Annotated in this window: 14 protein-coding genes; 13 read left to right on the plus strand and 1 reads right to left on the minus strand. The window is 61.6% G+C overall.

Annotation, left to right across the window (positions count from 1 at the left end; translation table 11 throughout):
• From AC1DNW_RS11365 to AC1DNW_RS11425, 13 genes are all read left to right on the plus strand, one after another.
• Nucleotides 1-1107, plus strand: a complete 1107-nt coding sequence (locus AC1DNW_RS11365) for a carbon-phosphorus lyase complex subunit PhnI (protein ID WP_113307199.1) — start codon at nucleotides 1-3, stop codon at nucleotides 1105-1107.
• Nucleotides 1104-1979, plus strand: coding sequence for an alpha-D-ribose 1-methylphosphonate 5-phosphate C-P-lyase PhnJ (locus tag AC1DNW_RS11370; RefSeq protein WP_113307198.1), 876 nt, complete (start codon nucleotides 1104-1106; stop codon nucleotides 1977-1979). Before AC1DNW_RS11365 ends, AC1DNW_RS11370 begins: the two co-directional genes overlap by 4 nt.
• A complete protein-coding gene (phnK, locus tag AC1DNW_RS11375) occupies nucleotides 1976-2752 on the plus strand; it encodes a phosphonate C-P lyase system protein PhnK (RefSeq protein ID WP_113298137.1) in 777 nt (258 codons plus the stop codon). The genes AC1DNW_RS11370 and phnK overlap by 4 nt, the downstream gene beginning before the upstream one ends.
• A 3-nt stretch (nucleotides 2753-2755) precedes the next feature.
• The gene (gene phnL, locus AC1DNW_RS11380) at nucleotides 2756-3466 is read left to right on the plus strand and encodes a phosphonate C-P lyase system protein PhnL (RefSeq protein ID WP_113298136.1); all 711 of its coding nucleotides are present in this window, start codon (nucleotides 2756-2758) and stop codon (nucleotides 3464-3466) included.
• Nucleotides 3463-4080 (plus strand): LbetaH domain-containing protein, encoded by a 618-nt coding sequence (locus tag AC1DNW_RS11385; protein WP_477852705.1) that lies wholly within the window; start codon nucleotides 3463-3465, stop codon nucleotides 4078-4080. Before phnL ends, AC1DNW_RS11385 begins: the two co-directional genes overlap by 4 nt.
• A gap of 118 nt (nucleotides 4081-4198) precedes the next feature.
• Nucleotides 4199-5044, plus strand: coding sequence for a phosphonate ABC transporter ATP-binding protein (gene phnC, locus AC1DNW_RS11390; protein WP_477852724.1), 846 nt, complete (start codon nucleotides 4199-4201; stop codon nucleotides 5042-5044).
• An 89-nt stretch (nucleotides 5045-5133) separates the two neighbouring features.
• A complete protein-coding gene (phnD, locus tag AC1DNW_RS11395) occupies nucleotides 5134-6042 on the plus strand; it encodes a phosphonate ABC transporter substrate-binding protein (RefSeq protein WP_477852706.1) in 909 nt (302 codons plus the stop codon).
• A 164-nt stretch (nucleotides 6043-6206) separates the two neighbouring features.
• Complete coding sequence (gene phnE, locus AC1DNW_RS11400; protein ID WP_477852708.1) at nucleotides 6207-7172, plus strand: phosphonate ABC transporter, permease protein PhnE; 966 nt, start codon at nucleotides 6207-6209, stop codon at nucleotides 7170-7172.
• Between the two features lie 7 nt (nucleotides 7173-7179).
• Nucleotides 7180-8526 (plus strand): phosphonate ABC transporter, permease protein PhnE, encoded by a 1347-nt coding sequence (gene phnE, locus AC1DNW_RS11405; RefSeq protein WP_113307196.1) that lies wholly within the window; start codon nucleotides 7180-7182, stop codon nucleotides 8524-8526.
• Nucleotides 8527-8666: 140 nt separating this feature from the next.
• Complete coding sequence (locus AC1DNW_RS11410) at nucleotides 8667-9362, plus strand: DUF1045 domain-containing protein (protein WP_113307195.1); 696 nt, start codon at nucleotides 8667-8669, stop codon at nucleotides 9360-9362.
• Between the two features lie 13 nt (nucleotides 9363-9375).
• Nucleotides 9376-10515, plus strand: a complete 1140-nt coding sequence (locus AC1DNW_RS11415) for an alpha-D-ribose 1-methylphosphonate 5-triphosphate diphosphatase (protein ID WP_113307194.1) — start codon at nucleotides 9376-9378, stop codon at nucleotides 10513-10515.
• Nucleotides 10515-11111, plus strand: coding sequence for a phosphonate metabolism protein/1,5-bisphosphokinase (PRPP-forming) PhnN (gene phnN / locus AC1DNW_RS11420; RefSeq protein ID WP_113298586.1), 597 nt, complete (start codon nucleotides 10515-10517; stop codon nucleotides 11109-11111). The genes AC1DNW_RS11415 and phnN overlap by 1 nt, the downstream gene beginning before the upstream one ends.
• 20 nt (nucleotides 11112-11131) lie before the next feature.
• The gene (locus AC1DNW_RS11425; protein WP_113307193.1) at nucleotides 11132-11638 is read left to right on the plus strand and encodes a GrpB family protein; all 507 of its coding nucleotides are present in this window, start codon (nucleotides 11132-11134) and stop codon (nucleotides 11636-11638) included.
• Between the two features lie 15 nt (nucleotides 11639-11653).
• Here the strand turns inward: AC1DNW_RS11425 and AC1DNW_RS11430 are convergent, their stop codons facing one another.
• Entirely contained in the window at nucleotides 11654-14059 is a 2406-nt protein-coding gene (locus AC1DNW_RS11430; protein ID WP_477852711.1) for a DNA translocase FtsK, read from the minus strand.
• Between the last annotated feature and the right edge of the window lie 22 nt (nucleotides 14060-14081).

Consider the following 14081-nt stretch of genomic DNA (forward strand, 5'->3'; position numbering starts at 1 on the left):
ATGTATGTTGCCGTCAAGGGTGGCGAGGCCGCCATCGCCAATGCTCACCGCCTGCTCGCCGACCGCCGGCGCGGCGACCGTTCCGTGCCGGCGATCGGCATCGAGCAGATCGTCGAACAGCTTGCCCTCGCCGTCGATCGCGTCATGGCCGAAGCCTCGCTCTACGATCGCACGCTCGCAGCCCTTGCCGTACGCCAGTCGCGCGGCGACATGATCGAGGCGATCTTCCTGCTGCGCGCCTACCGCACGACTTTGCCGCGCTTCGGTTATTCCAAGCCGCTCGATACCGCAAATATGGAGATCGAACGCCGCATCTCCGCCACCTACAAGGATCTTCCGGGCGGCCAGCTGCTCGGGCCCACCTTCGACTATACGCACCGCCTGCTCGATCCCTCGCTCTTGACGGATGAAGCCGTGGAAGAGCCGGCGCAGCGCGAGGCCGAGACCGGCCGCGTCATGCGCGTCTCCGAAATCCTCGGTCAGGAAGGCCTGATCGAAAATGACGGTGAGCTTCCTGAAGACCACGAAACGGGCGACCTGACGCGCGAACCGATGGAATTCCCGATGACGCGGGATCTTCGTCTGCAGGCGCTTGCCCGCGGCGACGAGGGTTTCCTGCTGGCTCTCGGCTATTCCACCCAGCGCGGCTATGGCCGCAATCACCCCTTCACCGGTGAAATCCGCATCGGGCAAGTCGAGGTGGAATTCGATGTGCCGGAACTCGGCTTTGCCGTTTCACTTGGAACGATCCAACTCACCGAATGCCAGATGGTCAACCAGTTCAAGGGTTCGGCCAAGGCTCCGCCGCAGTTTACCCGCGGTTACGGCCTGGTCTTCGGCCAGAGCGAGCGCAAGGCGATGGCCATGTCACTCGTCGATCGCGCATTGCGAGCTGAAGAGCTTGGCGAGGACATCACCGCGCCGGCACAGGACGAGGAATTCGTCATTTCCCATTCCGACAATGTGCAGGCGACTGGCTTCGTCGAGCACCTGAAGCTTCCGCATTATGTGGACTTCCAGGCCGAACTCGACCTCGTCCGCCGCATGCGCCGCGAATTCGAAGCCGCCCGCAACAGCGGCGAGACCCAAAAGGAGGCCGCCGAATGAGTGATCTCGCCACCTACAATTTCGCCTATCTCGACGAACAGACCAAGCGCATGATCCGCCGCGCGATCCTGAAGGCGATCGCCATTCCCGGCTATCAGGTACCCTTTGCGTCAAGAGAAATGCCGATGCCTTACGGCTGGGGTACCGGCGGTGTGCAGGTAACGGCCTCGATCATCGGACCTGAGGACGTTCTCAAGGTCATCGACCAGGGTGCAGACGACACGACGAACGCGGTCTCCATCCGCGCCTTCTTCCAGAAGGTCGCCAATGTCGCGGTCACGACGCACACCAAGGATGCGACGATCATTCAGACACGCCACCGCATTCCTGAGGACAAGCTCGGCGAAGGCCAGGTGCTCGTCTATCAGGTGCCCATCCCGGAACCGCTGCGCTTCCTCGAACCGCGCGAGACAGAAACACGCAAGATGCATGCGCTCGAGGAATACGGCCTCATGCATGTGAAGCTCTACGAGGATATCGCCCGCAACGGCCGTATCGCCACGACCTATGCCTATCCGGTCAAGGTTCATGGCCGCTATGTCATGGATCCCTCGCCGACGCCGAAATTCGATAATCCGAAGATGCACAGGTCGGAAGCGCTGCAGCTTTTCGGCGCCGGGCGCGAAAAGCGCATCTATGCCGTGCCGCCCTATACCGACGTCGTCAGCCTGGACTTCGAGGACCATCCCTTCGAGATCCAGCGCTTCGGCAAACCATGCGCGCTGTGTGGCGCCGAGGAGGTCTACCTCGACGAGGTGATCCTCGACGACAAGGGCGGGCGCATGTTCGTCTGCTCCGATACCGACCATTGCGAAGACCGCCGCGCGCACGGACATGCCGGCGAAATGCTGGCCCGGGAGGCTGCAGAATGACCGATATACCGCTTCTCAAAGTCAATGACCTCTCGAAGTTCTACGGCAACCGCATCGGCTGCCGGAATGTCTCCTTCGAGCTCTGGCCCGGCGAAGTGCTCGCCATCGTCGGCGAATCCGGCTCTGGCAAGACGACGCTGCTCAACTGCATCTCCACCCGGCTGATGCCGACCACCGGCAGCGTCGAGTATCACATGCGCGACGGCAACTATCGCGACCTCTACCACATGAGCGAAGCCGAGCGCCGCTTCCTGATGCGGACGGACTGGGGCTTCGTGCACCAGAACCCGGCTGACGGGCTGCGCATGACAGTCTCTGCCGGCGCCAATGTCGGCGAGCGGCTGATGGCGATCGGCGATCGCCATTACGGCAAGATCCGCTCCACCGCCATCGACTGGCTGGAGCGCGTCGAGATCGATACCGGCCGCATCGACGACCAGCCGCGCGCTTTCTCCGGCGGCATGCGCCAGCGCCTGCAGATCGCCCGCAATCTCGTGACCGGCCCGCGCCTCGTGTTCATGGATGAGCCGACCGGCGGTCTCGACGTCTCGGTGCAGGCGCGCCTGCTCGATCTCGTGCGTGGTCTCGTCAACGATCTCGGCCTCTCGGCCATCATCGTCACCCACGATCTCGCCGTCGCCCGCCTCCTGTCGCATCGCATGATGGTGATGAAGGACGGCTTCGTCATCGAGCAGGGTCTGACCGACCGGGTGCTGGACGACCCGCGCGAGCCCTATACCCAGCTCCTCGTTTCCTCGATCCTGCAGGTTTAAATCATGGCAACGCCTCTCGTCGTTTCAGAAGTCGCCAAGAGCTTCATCATGCACCTGCGCGACGGCCTCAAGCTGCCGGTCGTTTCCGATGTCACCTTCTCGGTTGCATCGGGCGAATGCGTCGTGCTTGGCGGCCCCTCGGGCATCGGCAAAAGCTCGCTGCTCAAGATGATCTACGGCAATTATGCCGTCGATACCGGACAGATCCTTGTCGACCACAAGGGCAAGATCGTCGACCTCGCCGCCGCCGACCCGCGCACCATTCTCGACGTGCGGCGCCAGACGCTCGGCTATGTCAGCCAGTTCCTGCGCACCGTGCCGCGCGTTGCGGCGATCGACGTGGTCGCCGAGCCGCTGCTCGCACGTGGCGAAGCCGCCGCCAGCGCCAGGGAAAAAGCCGCCGCACTGCTCGAAAAGCTCAACCTGCCGGAAGCGCTCTGGCAGCTGCCGCCCGCCACCTTCTCCGGCGGCGAGCAGCAGCGCGTCAATATCGCCCGCGGCTTCATCACCGATCACACGATCCTGCTGCTCGACGAGCCGACCGCCTCGCTCGATGCGAAAAACCGGGCGGTCGTCGTCGGCATGATCGAGGAAAAGAAAAAGGCGGGCGTCGCCCTGCTCGGTATCTTCCACGATGAGGAGGTGCGCGAGGCAGCCGCCGACCGCATTCTGGACGTCCAGCAATTCTCTCCCCGAAAGGCGATCGCAGCATGAGCCGCAAGCTGGGCATCGAGCCCTATTTCCACGAGACCGCCTCCGTCTCCAATTCGAGCTTCGGCCGCTATACGGAAGTCTCCGAGCGTTGCCGGATCAGCGAAGTGGAGTTCGGCGACTATTCCTACATCATGCAGGACGGCTCGATCTGGTGCGCGACGATCGGCAAGTTCGTCAACATCGCCGCTGCGGTGCGTATCAACGCTACCAATCATCCGACCTGGCGCGCGACGCTGCACCACTTCACCTATCGCGCCGTCGATTACTGGCCGGATGCCGACATGGAGACGGAGTTCTTCGAATGGCGCCGCTCGAACCGCGTCGTAATCGGCAACGATGTCTGGATCGGCCATGGCGCAACGATCCTGCCGGGCRTGACCGTCGGCAACGGCGCCGTCATCGGCGCTGGTGCCGTCGTCTCCAAGGACGTCGCTCCCTATACGATCGTCGGCGGCGTGCCGGCCAAACTCATCCGCGAGCGCTTCCCGAAAGAGGTCGGCGAGCGCATGGACAGGCTCGCCTGGTGGGACTGGGAACACGGCCGATTGCGCGACGCACTGGCGGATTTCAGGGCGCTTGGTGCGGAAGACTTCCTCTCCCGATACGGCGGTTGAGCTGAATATCGCGGCACAGGGTTTTGTGACAGGACTTACACAAAACTGACACGCGAGGTTCATGAAGCGGGACTAATGCGATCCCAGACGCAAGCCTGAAATGCGAAGGAAGAGCATGATGTTCGAACTGAAGAATGTCACACGCCGGTTCGGAAAGAAGCTCGCTGTCGATTCCGTAACGCTGGACATTCCTCAGGGCCAGATGGTCGGGATCATCGGCCGTTCCGGCGCCGGCAAGTCCACGCTCCTGCGCATGATCAACCGCCTGCAGGAACCCTCCTCCGGCACCATCCATTTCGGTGGTGTCGAGGTTTCCGGCCTTCGCGGTCAGCCACTGCGCAACTGGCAGCGCGACTGCGCGATGATCTTCCAGCAGTTCAATCTCGTGCCGCGTCTCGACGTGCTGACCAACGTCATGCTCGGCCGCCTGAACCACCGCTCGACGATCCTCAGCCTGCTCAACGTCTTCAGCCGCGAAGAACGCATCCAGGCTATCGCCGCACTTGAGCGCCTCGGCATCGAGCAGACGGCGCTGCAGGCAGCCGGCACGCTTTCGGGCGGTCAGCAGCAGCGGGTGGCGATTGCCCGCGCGCTGATGCAGAACCCGAAGATGGTTCTGGCCGACGAGCCGATCGCCTCGCTCGACCCGCTGAATGCAAAGATCGTCATGGATGCACTGCGCGACATCAACGAGCGCGAAGGCATTACCGTCATCACCAACCTGCACACGCTCGATACGGCCCGCAACTATTGCGAACGCATCGTCGGCATGGCAGGCGGCCGCGTCGTTTTCGACGGCAAGCCCTCCGAACTGACCTCCGAGGCCGTGAAAGAAATCTACGGCACGGACAAGGACGGCGCGGGCATCGACGAAACGATGACCTCGACCGCAATCAACATGGCTCCGGAAGGAGCCGAAAACCAATCCGCCGGCAATCAACCGCTGGCGCTGGCCGGTCTGTGAGAGGGGCGGCCGCGATCGAATGCCCGCGTCAAGGGCACATTTCTTCGTAACAAAAACGACCGGACCCCCGGTCATTCTGGAGAGAACCCATGTTGAAGAAAGCACTTTTTGCTGCAACGGCGCTTCTGTCGCTCGCAGCTGGCGCTGCCAATGCCGCTGACCTCAAGGAATTCCGCGTCGGCATCCTCGGCGGCGAAAACGAAACCGACCGCCTGCGCAACTATGCCTGCCTTGCAGACCACCTGAAGCAGGAATTCGGCTTCGAGAAGGTTTCGCTCTTCCCGGCTGCCGACTATGACKGCGTTATCCAGGGTCTCCTCGGTGGCACGCTCGACTTCGCTGAACTCGGCGCTTCCGGCTACGCATCCGTTTACATCAAGGACCCGAAGGCTGTTACGCCGATCCTGACGACGCAGCAGAAGGACGGCTCCACGGGTTACTACTCGATCGGTCTCGCCCTGAAGTCCTCCGGCATCAAGACGATCAAGGACGCCAAGGGCAAGAAGCTCGGCTACGCCGATCCGGACTCCACCTCGGGCTACCTCGTTCCGCTGACGCAGATCCCGAAGGACACCGGCATGCCGAACGACAAGTTCTTCGCTTCCACGCAGTTCAACGGCGGCCACGAGAACAACCTTCTCGCTGCTTACGACGGCAAGGTTGACGTTGCTGTTGACGACTCTTCGGGCCTCGGCGATTTCAAGGACGGCTACACCTCCGGTACCTTCCGCAAGGAAGTCGACAAGGGCGCCGTCGATCCGAACAAGCTCGTTGAAGTATGGCGTTCGCCGCTGATCCCGAACGGCCCGCTCGTCGTTCGCAACGCTCTCGGCGAAGAGTGGCAGAAGAAGCTCACCGCCTTCTTCACGGCCCTGCCGGAGAAGGACCACAAGTGCTTCGCAGCTATCGAAGGCGGCGACTACAAGGGCTACGCCCCGGTCAAGCACGACTTCTACAACGCTGTCGTAGAAGTTCGCAAGGCTGCTATCGGCGGCTGATTGCGCCATCCGTATGCGGGGCGGCCGGCGACGGCCGCCCTTTTCTTATGACTACAGCGCCGCGCGTCAGACGCGCAGAGGACGCTGTAGCACTTTAAATTGCGGCATAATTTCATCCTTAAATCGAGCCCGATTTAAGGAATTATGCAGTGGGCGAGGCGTTCATGACTATTKCCGATACACAGCCGCATGTGCCGACGCAGAGCACGAAGGAAATCGCCACCGCTTGGGACAAGATGATCGCCAGACGGCGTTTCTACACCATCCTCGGCCTGGTGATCCTCATCGCCGCMTTCGTCAGCTCCGTACGCTTTGCCGACGAGAGCAATGCCGGTCACTTCTTCGACCGCCTGCCGCATCTGTTCGACTTCCTGAGCTGGCTTATCCCGAAAGACTGGACCGATGTCTGGCGCGCGCTTTTCGATATTGCGAGCCCGAACGACAAGGGTGGCGAGGAATTCAACTTCGCCAATGGCCGTGTCTATGTCTGGGGCAGCTTCTACATTCCCGAATATTTCGAGCTGATGATCATCACGATCAATATCGCGCTCGTCTCGACCATCATCGCCTTCGTCTTCGCCGTTCCGCTCAGCTTCTTTGCGGCGCGTAATCTGACGAAGAATTGGCCGCTGCGCATCTTTACCAAGCGCATCATGGAATTCCTGCGCGCCTTCCCGGAAATCGTTATCGCCGGCCTGTTTTCGGCGATCCTTTCGATCGGACCGGTGGCGGCCATCATCGCGATCACGCTCCATACGATCGGCGCGCTCGGCAAGCTCTTCTACGAAGTCGCTGAAAACATCGACATGAAATCGGACGAGGGTATGCGCGCGGTCGGCGCGAACTGGCTGGAGCGCGTGCGTTTCGCCGCGCTGCCGCAGGTCATGCCGAACTATGCGTCCTATGCGCTGCTGCGCCTCGAGATCAACGTCCGTGCATCGACCATCATCGGCGCCGTCGGCGGCGGCGGTATCGGTGAAGAGCTCAAGCTCTCCATTTCCCGTGGCTTCGGCGCGAAGACCGTGGCCCTGGTGCTGCTGCTCTTCATCACGATCGTCGCTGTCGACCAGTTCTCTGCCTGGCTGCGCCGCCGTCTCGTCGGCGAACACGCCTTCCTCCTGCAACATTGAGGCTGCCATGACGGTCATCGACGCAAACCGCATGCATGAGATCGAAACGCGCTATCCGGAATATTTTCACAAGTCCTTCCGCCAGCGTTTCGGCGGCCTGCTCATTGTCCTCGCGACAATCCTCTACGGCATCTATGCCGTCTGGTTCTTCGACCTGCCGAAGCTCATCGCCGAAGCCCATTGGGAACGCTTCGGCATCTATATGAGCCAGTGGATCAGCTATGACGTGCAGCCGGAATTCCGTATCCAGGACGATGGCACGATCCAGACGCGCTATCCGCGCTTCTCACCGCTTGGCGACGATCCGCATCCGGATTGGCTGAAAACCAATACAGATGGCAGCATCACGGTTCTCGTCAGCGGCAGCGGTCGCACGGTGACGGTCAGCAAGAGCCAGACGACGATCGTTGCCCATGGCATGACGGTGCCGGTCGATGTTTCCAGCGGCGCGCCGAAAGTCGTCGGTCCGGTTCCAGGCTGGATGACGGTCTATGACGACAACGTGCTCGCCAATCTTGGATTTGCAGGGGATGTCAGCATTTCCGTCGACCGTGTGAAGGTGCGCAAGCGCTTCATCGGCTGGGCGAATTTCGTCTTCGATACGCAGTCGCCCTTCTTCGACAAGCCGGTAGGCGAGGTCATCAGTCTCATCGTCTCCGGCCCCCGTATACACCCCGACCAGTCGAACCTGTCGCTTGCCTTCGACAATGTCTGGAACAACAGCGAATGGCAGCACGGCGATGTCTGGACCAAGCTGTTCCAGACCATCGTGATGGCTTTCCTGGGCACGCTGCTGGGTTCGCTTGCCGCCTTCCCGCTCGCCTTCATGGCGGCGCGCAACATCACTCCGAACCGGCTTCTCAACCAGGTGCTGAAGCGCTTCTTCGACTTCCTGCGTTCGGTCGACATGCTGATCTGGGCGCTGTTCCTGACGCGCGCCTTCGGCCCCGGTCCTCTCGCCGGTTCCGGCGCCATCTTCCTCACGGAGACAGGCACGCTCGGCAAGCTCTACTCGGAAGGTCTCGAAAACATCGACAACAAACCGCGCGAAGGTGTGAAGTCGACGGGCGCCTCGACCGTGCTGGTGCATCGTTATGGCATCATGCCGCAGATCGTTCCCGTCATCGTCAGCCAGACGCTCTATCAGTGGGAATCGAACGTACGTGGCGCGACGATCATCGGTGCCGTTGGTGCCGGCGGTATCGGGCTCAAACTCTGGGAAGCCATGCGCACCAATTCCAATTGGGAAAACGTCGCCTACATGGTCATCCTTATCCTGATCGTGGTCTTCCTGTTCGACATGGCTTCGAACGCGCTTCGCCAACGGTTGATGGGCGCCAAGCCCGGTCATTGACGTCAAAGTAAAAGATGATGGCGGCCCTGCCGTCATCATCATTCTGTCATGGAAATCTTTTAGCCGGAGCGTGCTTGCGGTTCGCCGCCAAATCACTGCACATTGCGCTCCCCGTTCGGACGATCTCCAGGATAAAAGCCTTGCGCTACGCTCTCTATTTTTCGCCGCCTAAGGATGATCCCCTGACCGGCGCGGCCTCCGTCTGGCTCGGCCGCGATGCCTTTACCGACGAGGCCTATCCTGCGCCTGGGTACGAGACGCTGCCGGCTGGCGAACAATTCGAACTGACGGCCGATCCGCGCCGCTATGGCTTCCATGCGACGATCAAGGCGCCCTTCGAGCTTGCCTCCTCCGTGACCGAAAAGGACCTGATGGCGGTCGTCGAAGATTTCGCCGCCAACACGCCGGCCTTTGAAATCCCCGAGCTGGTGCTCGGCCAGCTCGGCCGCTTCTTTGCGCTTGTGCCGGGTTCGCTGCACCAACCGCTTCAGGATTTCGCGGCAAAGGTGGTAAAGTCTTTCGAGCCATTCCGGGCGGCACTCTCCGAGGCCGATATTATCAGGCGCAAACCGGAAAGGCTTTCTGAGAGCCAGCGCAATAATCTCATGCGCTGGGGCTATCCATATGTCATGGATGACTTCGGCTTCCACATGACGCTGACCGGCCAGGTGCCGGAAGAGCGCGCGGAAGTGATGAAGGCGATCCTGACGGAGCGTTTCGCAGGTTTCACCGGCAGGCCGCTTCGCATTTCCGGCCTTGCCGTCTTTCGTGAGGAGGCGCGCGGCGCGCCTTTCAAAGTCCACACATGGCTGCCTCTTGCTGGCGCCAGAAGCTGAAAGATTTTCTGACATGAGCAAAGAAACCGTTCTTTCAAACGCCCGGATCGTTCTCGAAGACGATATTCTTTCGGGCTCCATTCTCATCCGTGACGGCAAGATCGCCGATATTTCGAAAGGCAATTCGGTAGCCGGCGAAGACTTTGAAGGCGACTACATCATTCCAGGCCTCGTCGAGTTGCACACCGACCACCTGGAAGGCCACTATTCGCCGCGTCCGGGCATTCGCTGGAACAAGACGGCGGCCATACAGGCCCATGATGCGCAGATCGTCACCTCGGGTATCACCACGGTCTTCGACTGCCTGCGCATGGGTGCTGACGAAGACGGCGGCTTCGAACATGGCGAGATGCGCGAGATGGCCGACGCCATCCAGTCCGCTGAAAAGGAAGGGCGTCTGCGCGCCGAACACCTGATCCACCTGCGCTGCGAGGTCTCGGCCGACAACGTGCTGCAGCACTTCGCCGATTTCGAGAACGACCCCTATGTCCGTCTCGTTTCGCTGATGGACCATGCGCCCGGCCAACGTCAGTTCCAGACGATGGACCAGTACATCTTTTACTATCAGAAGAAGCGCGGGCTCACGGACGAGGAGTTCGCCCGTTTCTGCGCCAGACGCATCGCCGAATCCGATCGCAATTCGACGCCAAATCGGGACGCGATCTCCAGGGTCTGCGCCGAACGCGGCATCACCGTCGCCAGCCACGACGATGCCACATCTGTCCATGTCGATGAGGCGATCGAAAACGGCGTTCGCCTGGCCGAATTCCCGACCAGCATCGACGCAGCCCGGCTGTCGCACGAAAACGGCATGAGCGTTCTGATGGGCGCGCCGAACATCGTGCGCGGCAAATCGCATTCCGGCAATATCGCCGCGCGTGATCTGGCGCAGCTCGGCGTTCTCGACGTGCTTTCGTCCGACTATGTGCCGCTCAGCCTGCTGCATGCGCCCTTCATTCTTGCCGACGAGGTGGAGGGCATTACGTTATCGAAGGCAATTGCAATGGTGACGGCCACGCCAGCACGCACCGTCAGCCTCAACGATCGCGGCCGCATCGAAACCGGCCTGCGTGCCGATCTCGTCCGTGTGCACCGCTCGCATGGCGTGCCGGTGACACGTTCCGTCTGGCGTGAAGGACGCCGTGTCGCATGATGATGTCACACGAACCCCATCCGGGCGCCGGCGCCGAACACGGTATCATGGTCGTCGTCGTCGGCCCGAGCGGTGCCGGCAAGGACACGCTGATGAACCTTGCCGCCCGGCATTTCGAACGCCGTGAAGACGTSCATTTCGCCCGCCGCGTCATCACCCGCCACGGCGATGCCGGCGGAGAGGATCATCTCGCCGTTTCGGATGCCGGATTCGCCTCGATGGAGCAGGCCGGCGCGTTTGCCGTCTGGTGGGAGGCGCATGGTCTCAAATACGCCATTCCGGCAGAGGTTTCCGTCGCACTTTCCAAGGGCCACATTGTCGTTGCGAACGGTTCGCGCTCGGCGCTACACCGTTTCCAGGCCGCGTTTCCGCGGCTGAAGGTCATCAATGTGACGGCCCGCCCGGAAGTGCTCGCCGGCCGGCTCGAGGCTCGCGGCCGCGAGACGCATGAGGATATCATGGCCCGTCTTGCACGCGGCCCGCTGACAGTGCGTGGCGATTATGATGTCGTGGAATTGGATAATAGTGACTCGCTTGAGGAGGCCGAGCGCAGGATGATCGATCTCCTGGACGGCTTCCTGAAGGAAATCGCCTGAACGAGACAAAGGATATGAGAATGGCCATTCACGTCGTCGACTACGACCCGGAATGGCCGTCTCTCTTCCGTCAGATCGTCGGCGATCTCGAGCCGTTGTTTACCGGTCTCCATCCGATCTTTCATCACGTCGGCAGCACGTCCGTCCCCGGACTGGCCGCCAAGCCGAAGATCGACCTGCACGCCGCCTTTGCGAGCGCGGATGTCCTTCCCGAGGCGATCGAACGCGCGCAGTCGCTTGGCGCCTTCACCTTTCACGGTGACAAATACCAGCAACAGACCTGGACCTTCACCAGCGGCAAGGGCTCACACGGCGCCCGGCTCTATCTCTGCTCGGCGGACAATGTCGTGTTGCAAGACCGGATCGCTTTTCGGGATTATCTCCGCTCCCATCCAGAAAGAGCGAACGCCTATGCCGCCCTCAAGCTGCAGCTCATGGGCGAGGCGAATGACGATTGGGATTATTATACCGGGGGCAAGCGCAACTTCGTGCTGGAGACGTTGCGGCTGGCTTCTGAGAAGCAGTAACCAGCCGCGCTCCGATTATTCGTTATCGCCGCGGCCTGAGACGATCTCGCGTTTGCCGACATGGTTTGCCGGGCCGACCAGCCCTTCCTTCTCCATGCGCTCGACGAGCGAGGCGGCTCTGTTATAGCCGATCCCGAGGCGGCGCTGGATGTAGGACGTCGAGCACTTCTTGTCGCGCGTGACGACCTTGACGGCCTGCTGGTAAAGCTCGTCGCCATCCTCGGCGCCCATGGCGCTCTTGTCGAAGACGGCGCCGTCCTCTTCATCCTCGCCTTCCTCTTCCTCGCCGGCCGTGACCGTATCGAGATATTCCGGCCGGCCCTGCGTCTTCAGATGCGCCACAACCTTCTCGACTTCCGCGTCGGAAACAAAGGGGCCGTGGACACGGGAAATGCGGCCGCCGCCCTGCATATGCAGCATGTCGCCCTGGCCGAGGAGCTGTTCGGCACCCTGTTCGCCAAGGATCGTGCGGCTGTCGATCTTCGAGGTGACCTGGAAGGAAATGCGGGTAGGGAAGTTCGCCTTGATCGTGCCGGTAATGACATCGACGGAGGGACGCTGCGTCGCCATGATGAGGTGGATGCCGGCGGCACGCGCCATCTGGGCGAGACGCTGGATCGCGCCTTCGATCTCCTTGCCGGCGACCATCATCAGGTCCGCCATTTCGTCGACAATGACGACGATATAGGGCATCGGCGCGAGATCCAGCTCCTGCTGCTCCTCGATCGGCGCACCCGTCTGCCGGTCGAAGCCGACCTGGACCATGATATGGATGGTCTCGTCCTTTTCGCGGGCCTGGGAGACGCGGCCATTATAGCCGTCGATGTTGCGCACGCCGAGGCGCGACATCTTGCGATAGCGCTCTTCCATCTCGCGCACGGCCCATTTCAGGGCCATGACCGCCTTCTTGGGATCGGTGACAACAGGCGTCAGCAGGTGCGGAATGCCGTCATAGACTGACAGTTCCAGCATCTTCGGATCGACCATGATGAGGCGGCACTGCTCCGGGCTCATGCGGTAGAGCAACGACAGGATCATGGTGTTGATGGCGACGGATTTGCCCGAACCGGTCGTACCGGCGACCAGCAAATGCGGCATCTTGGCAAGTTCGGCGATCACGGGTTCGCCACCGATGGTCTTTCCGAGGCCGAGCGCCAGCTTGTACCCGCTCTTGTCGAAATCCTCGCTCTCGATCATCTCGCGGAAATAGACGGTTTCGCGCGTCGCATTCGGCAGTTCGATGCCGATGACGTTGCGGCCGGGAACGACAGCCACACGGGCCGATAGTGCCGACATGGAGCGGGCGATATCATCCGCAAGCCCGATGACGCGGGAGGATTTCACACCCGGTGCCGGCTCGAATTCATAGAGTGTAACGACCGGACCGGGGCGGACATGGATGATCTCACCCTTGACGCCGAAATCCTCCAGAACGCTTTCCAGGAGGCCGGCATTCTGCTCGAGCGTTTCCTGCGACATGATCTCGCCGAGCCGCTCCGGCGGCTCCTGCAGCAGGGCGCGCGGCGGGAATTCGTAGCCGGAAGCGTCGATCTTATCGACGACAATGCGTGACGGCCGAACCGGGGACAGTGCAGGGGCGACGATCTCGACGCGGGACGCCGGCGGCACTTCTGCCGCTACCTGCTTCGGCCGGATCGCCGGAGCTTGAACCACTTGAGCCTGAACGACTGGGACTTCAACGATCGGAGCCTGGACGACCGGAGTTGCGACAACCGGCTTCTCGGCAACGCGGGCTACCGGCGACCGTGCGGGGCGGACCGGCGCGGAGGAAACGGGCAGCGCGACGCGCGGCGTTACCGGCGCCGGATTATGCCGACCCGGGCGCCATTCCATGATGCGGAAGCGTGAGGTGATCGATTCGGGCTCAGCATGCTGCTGCAATGCGATGACCGGGGTACGCGACGGCTCGGCATCCGTCTCTTCGAAGGCCATAACCTCCCAGAAGGCGAAATCCGAAATGGAGGAAAGCTCCGCCGCAGCCCGCAAGGTCGTTTCGATGGGAGCCATGGCAACCGACTGCGGCTGAGGTTCAGGCTGCGGCGCGACGACTGGCTCGGTCACTTCGGGCAGATAGATGTCGAATGGCACGTTCACCATGATCGGCGCGCGCATCTGCGGCGCTGCTACGGGTCGCKGTGCCGGCACTGCCTCGGCCTGCGGGGCCGGAGGAACAAAGATTTCCTCACGAACCTGCTTCTCCGGCGCATGGCGCTTGCTGATCAGCGTTTCAGGCGTGCGCGTGAAACGGACATTCGGGGCGAGCGAGAAATTGCTCTGCCAGAGCGGTGGAACCGGTTTTTCGCCTTCATACTCCAGGGGCGCATTTTCCGCGGGATGTTCGTCTTCAAGTCCGGCAGAAAAATCTCCGGCATCCGTCAAATTGGTTCTTGGAAAACGCATGCGACAGCTACTCACTCATGCC

It is taken from the genome of Rhizobium sp. 05L429 (assembly GCF_056397645.1).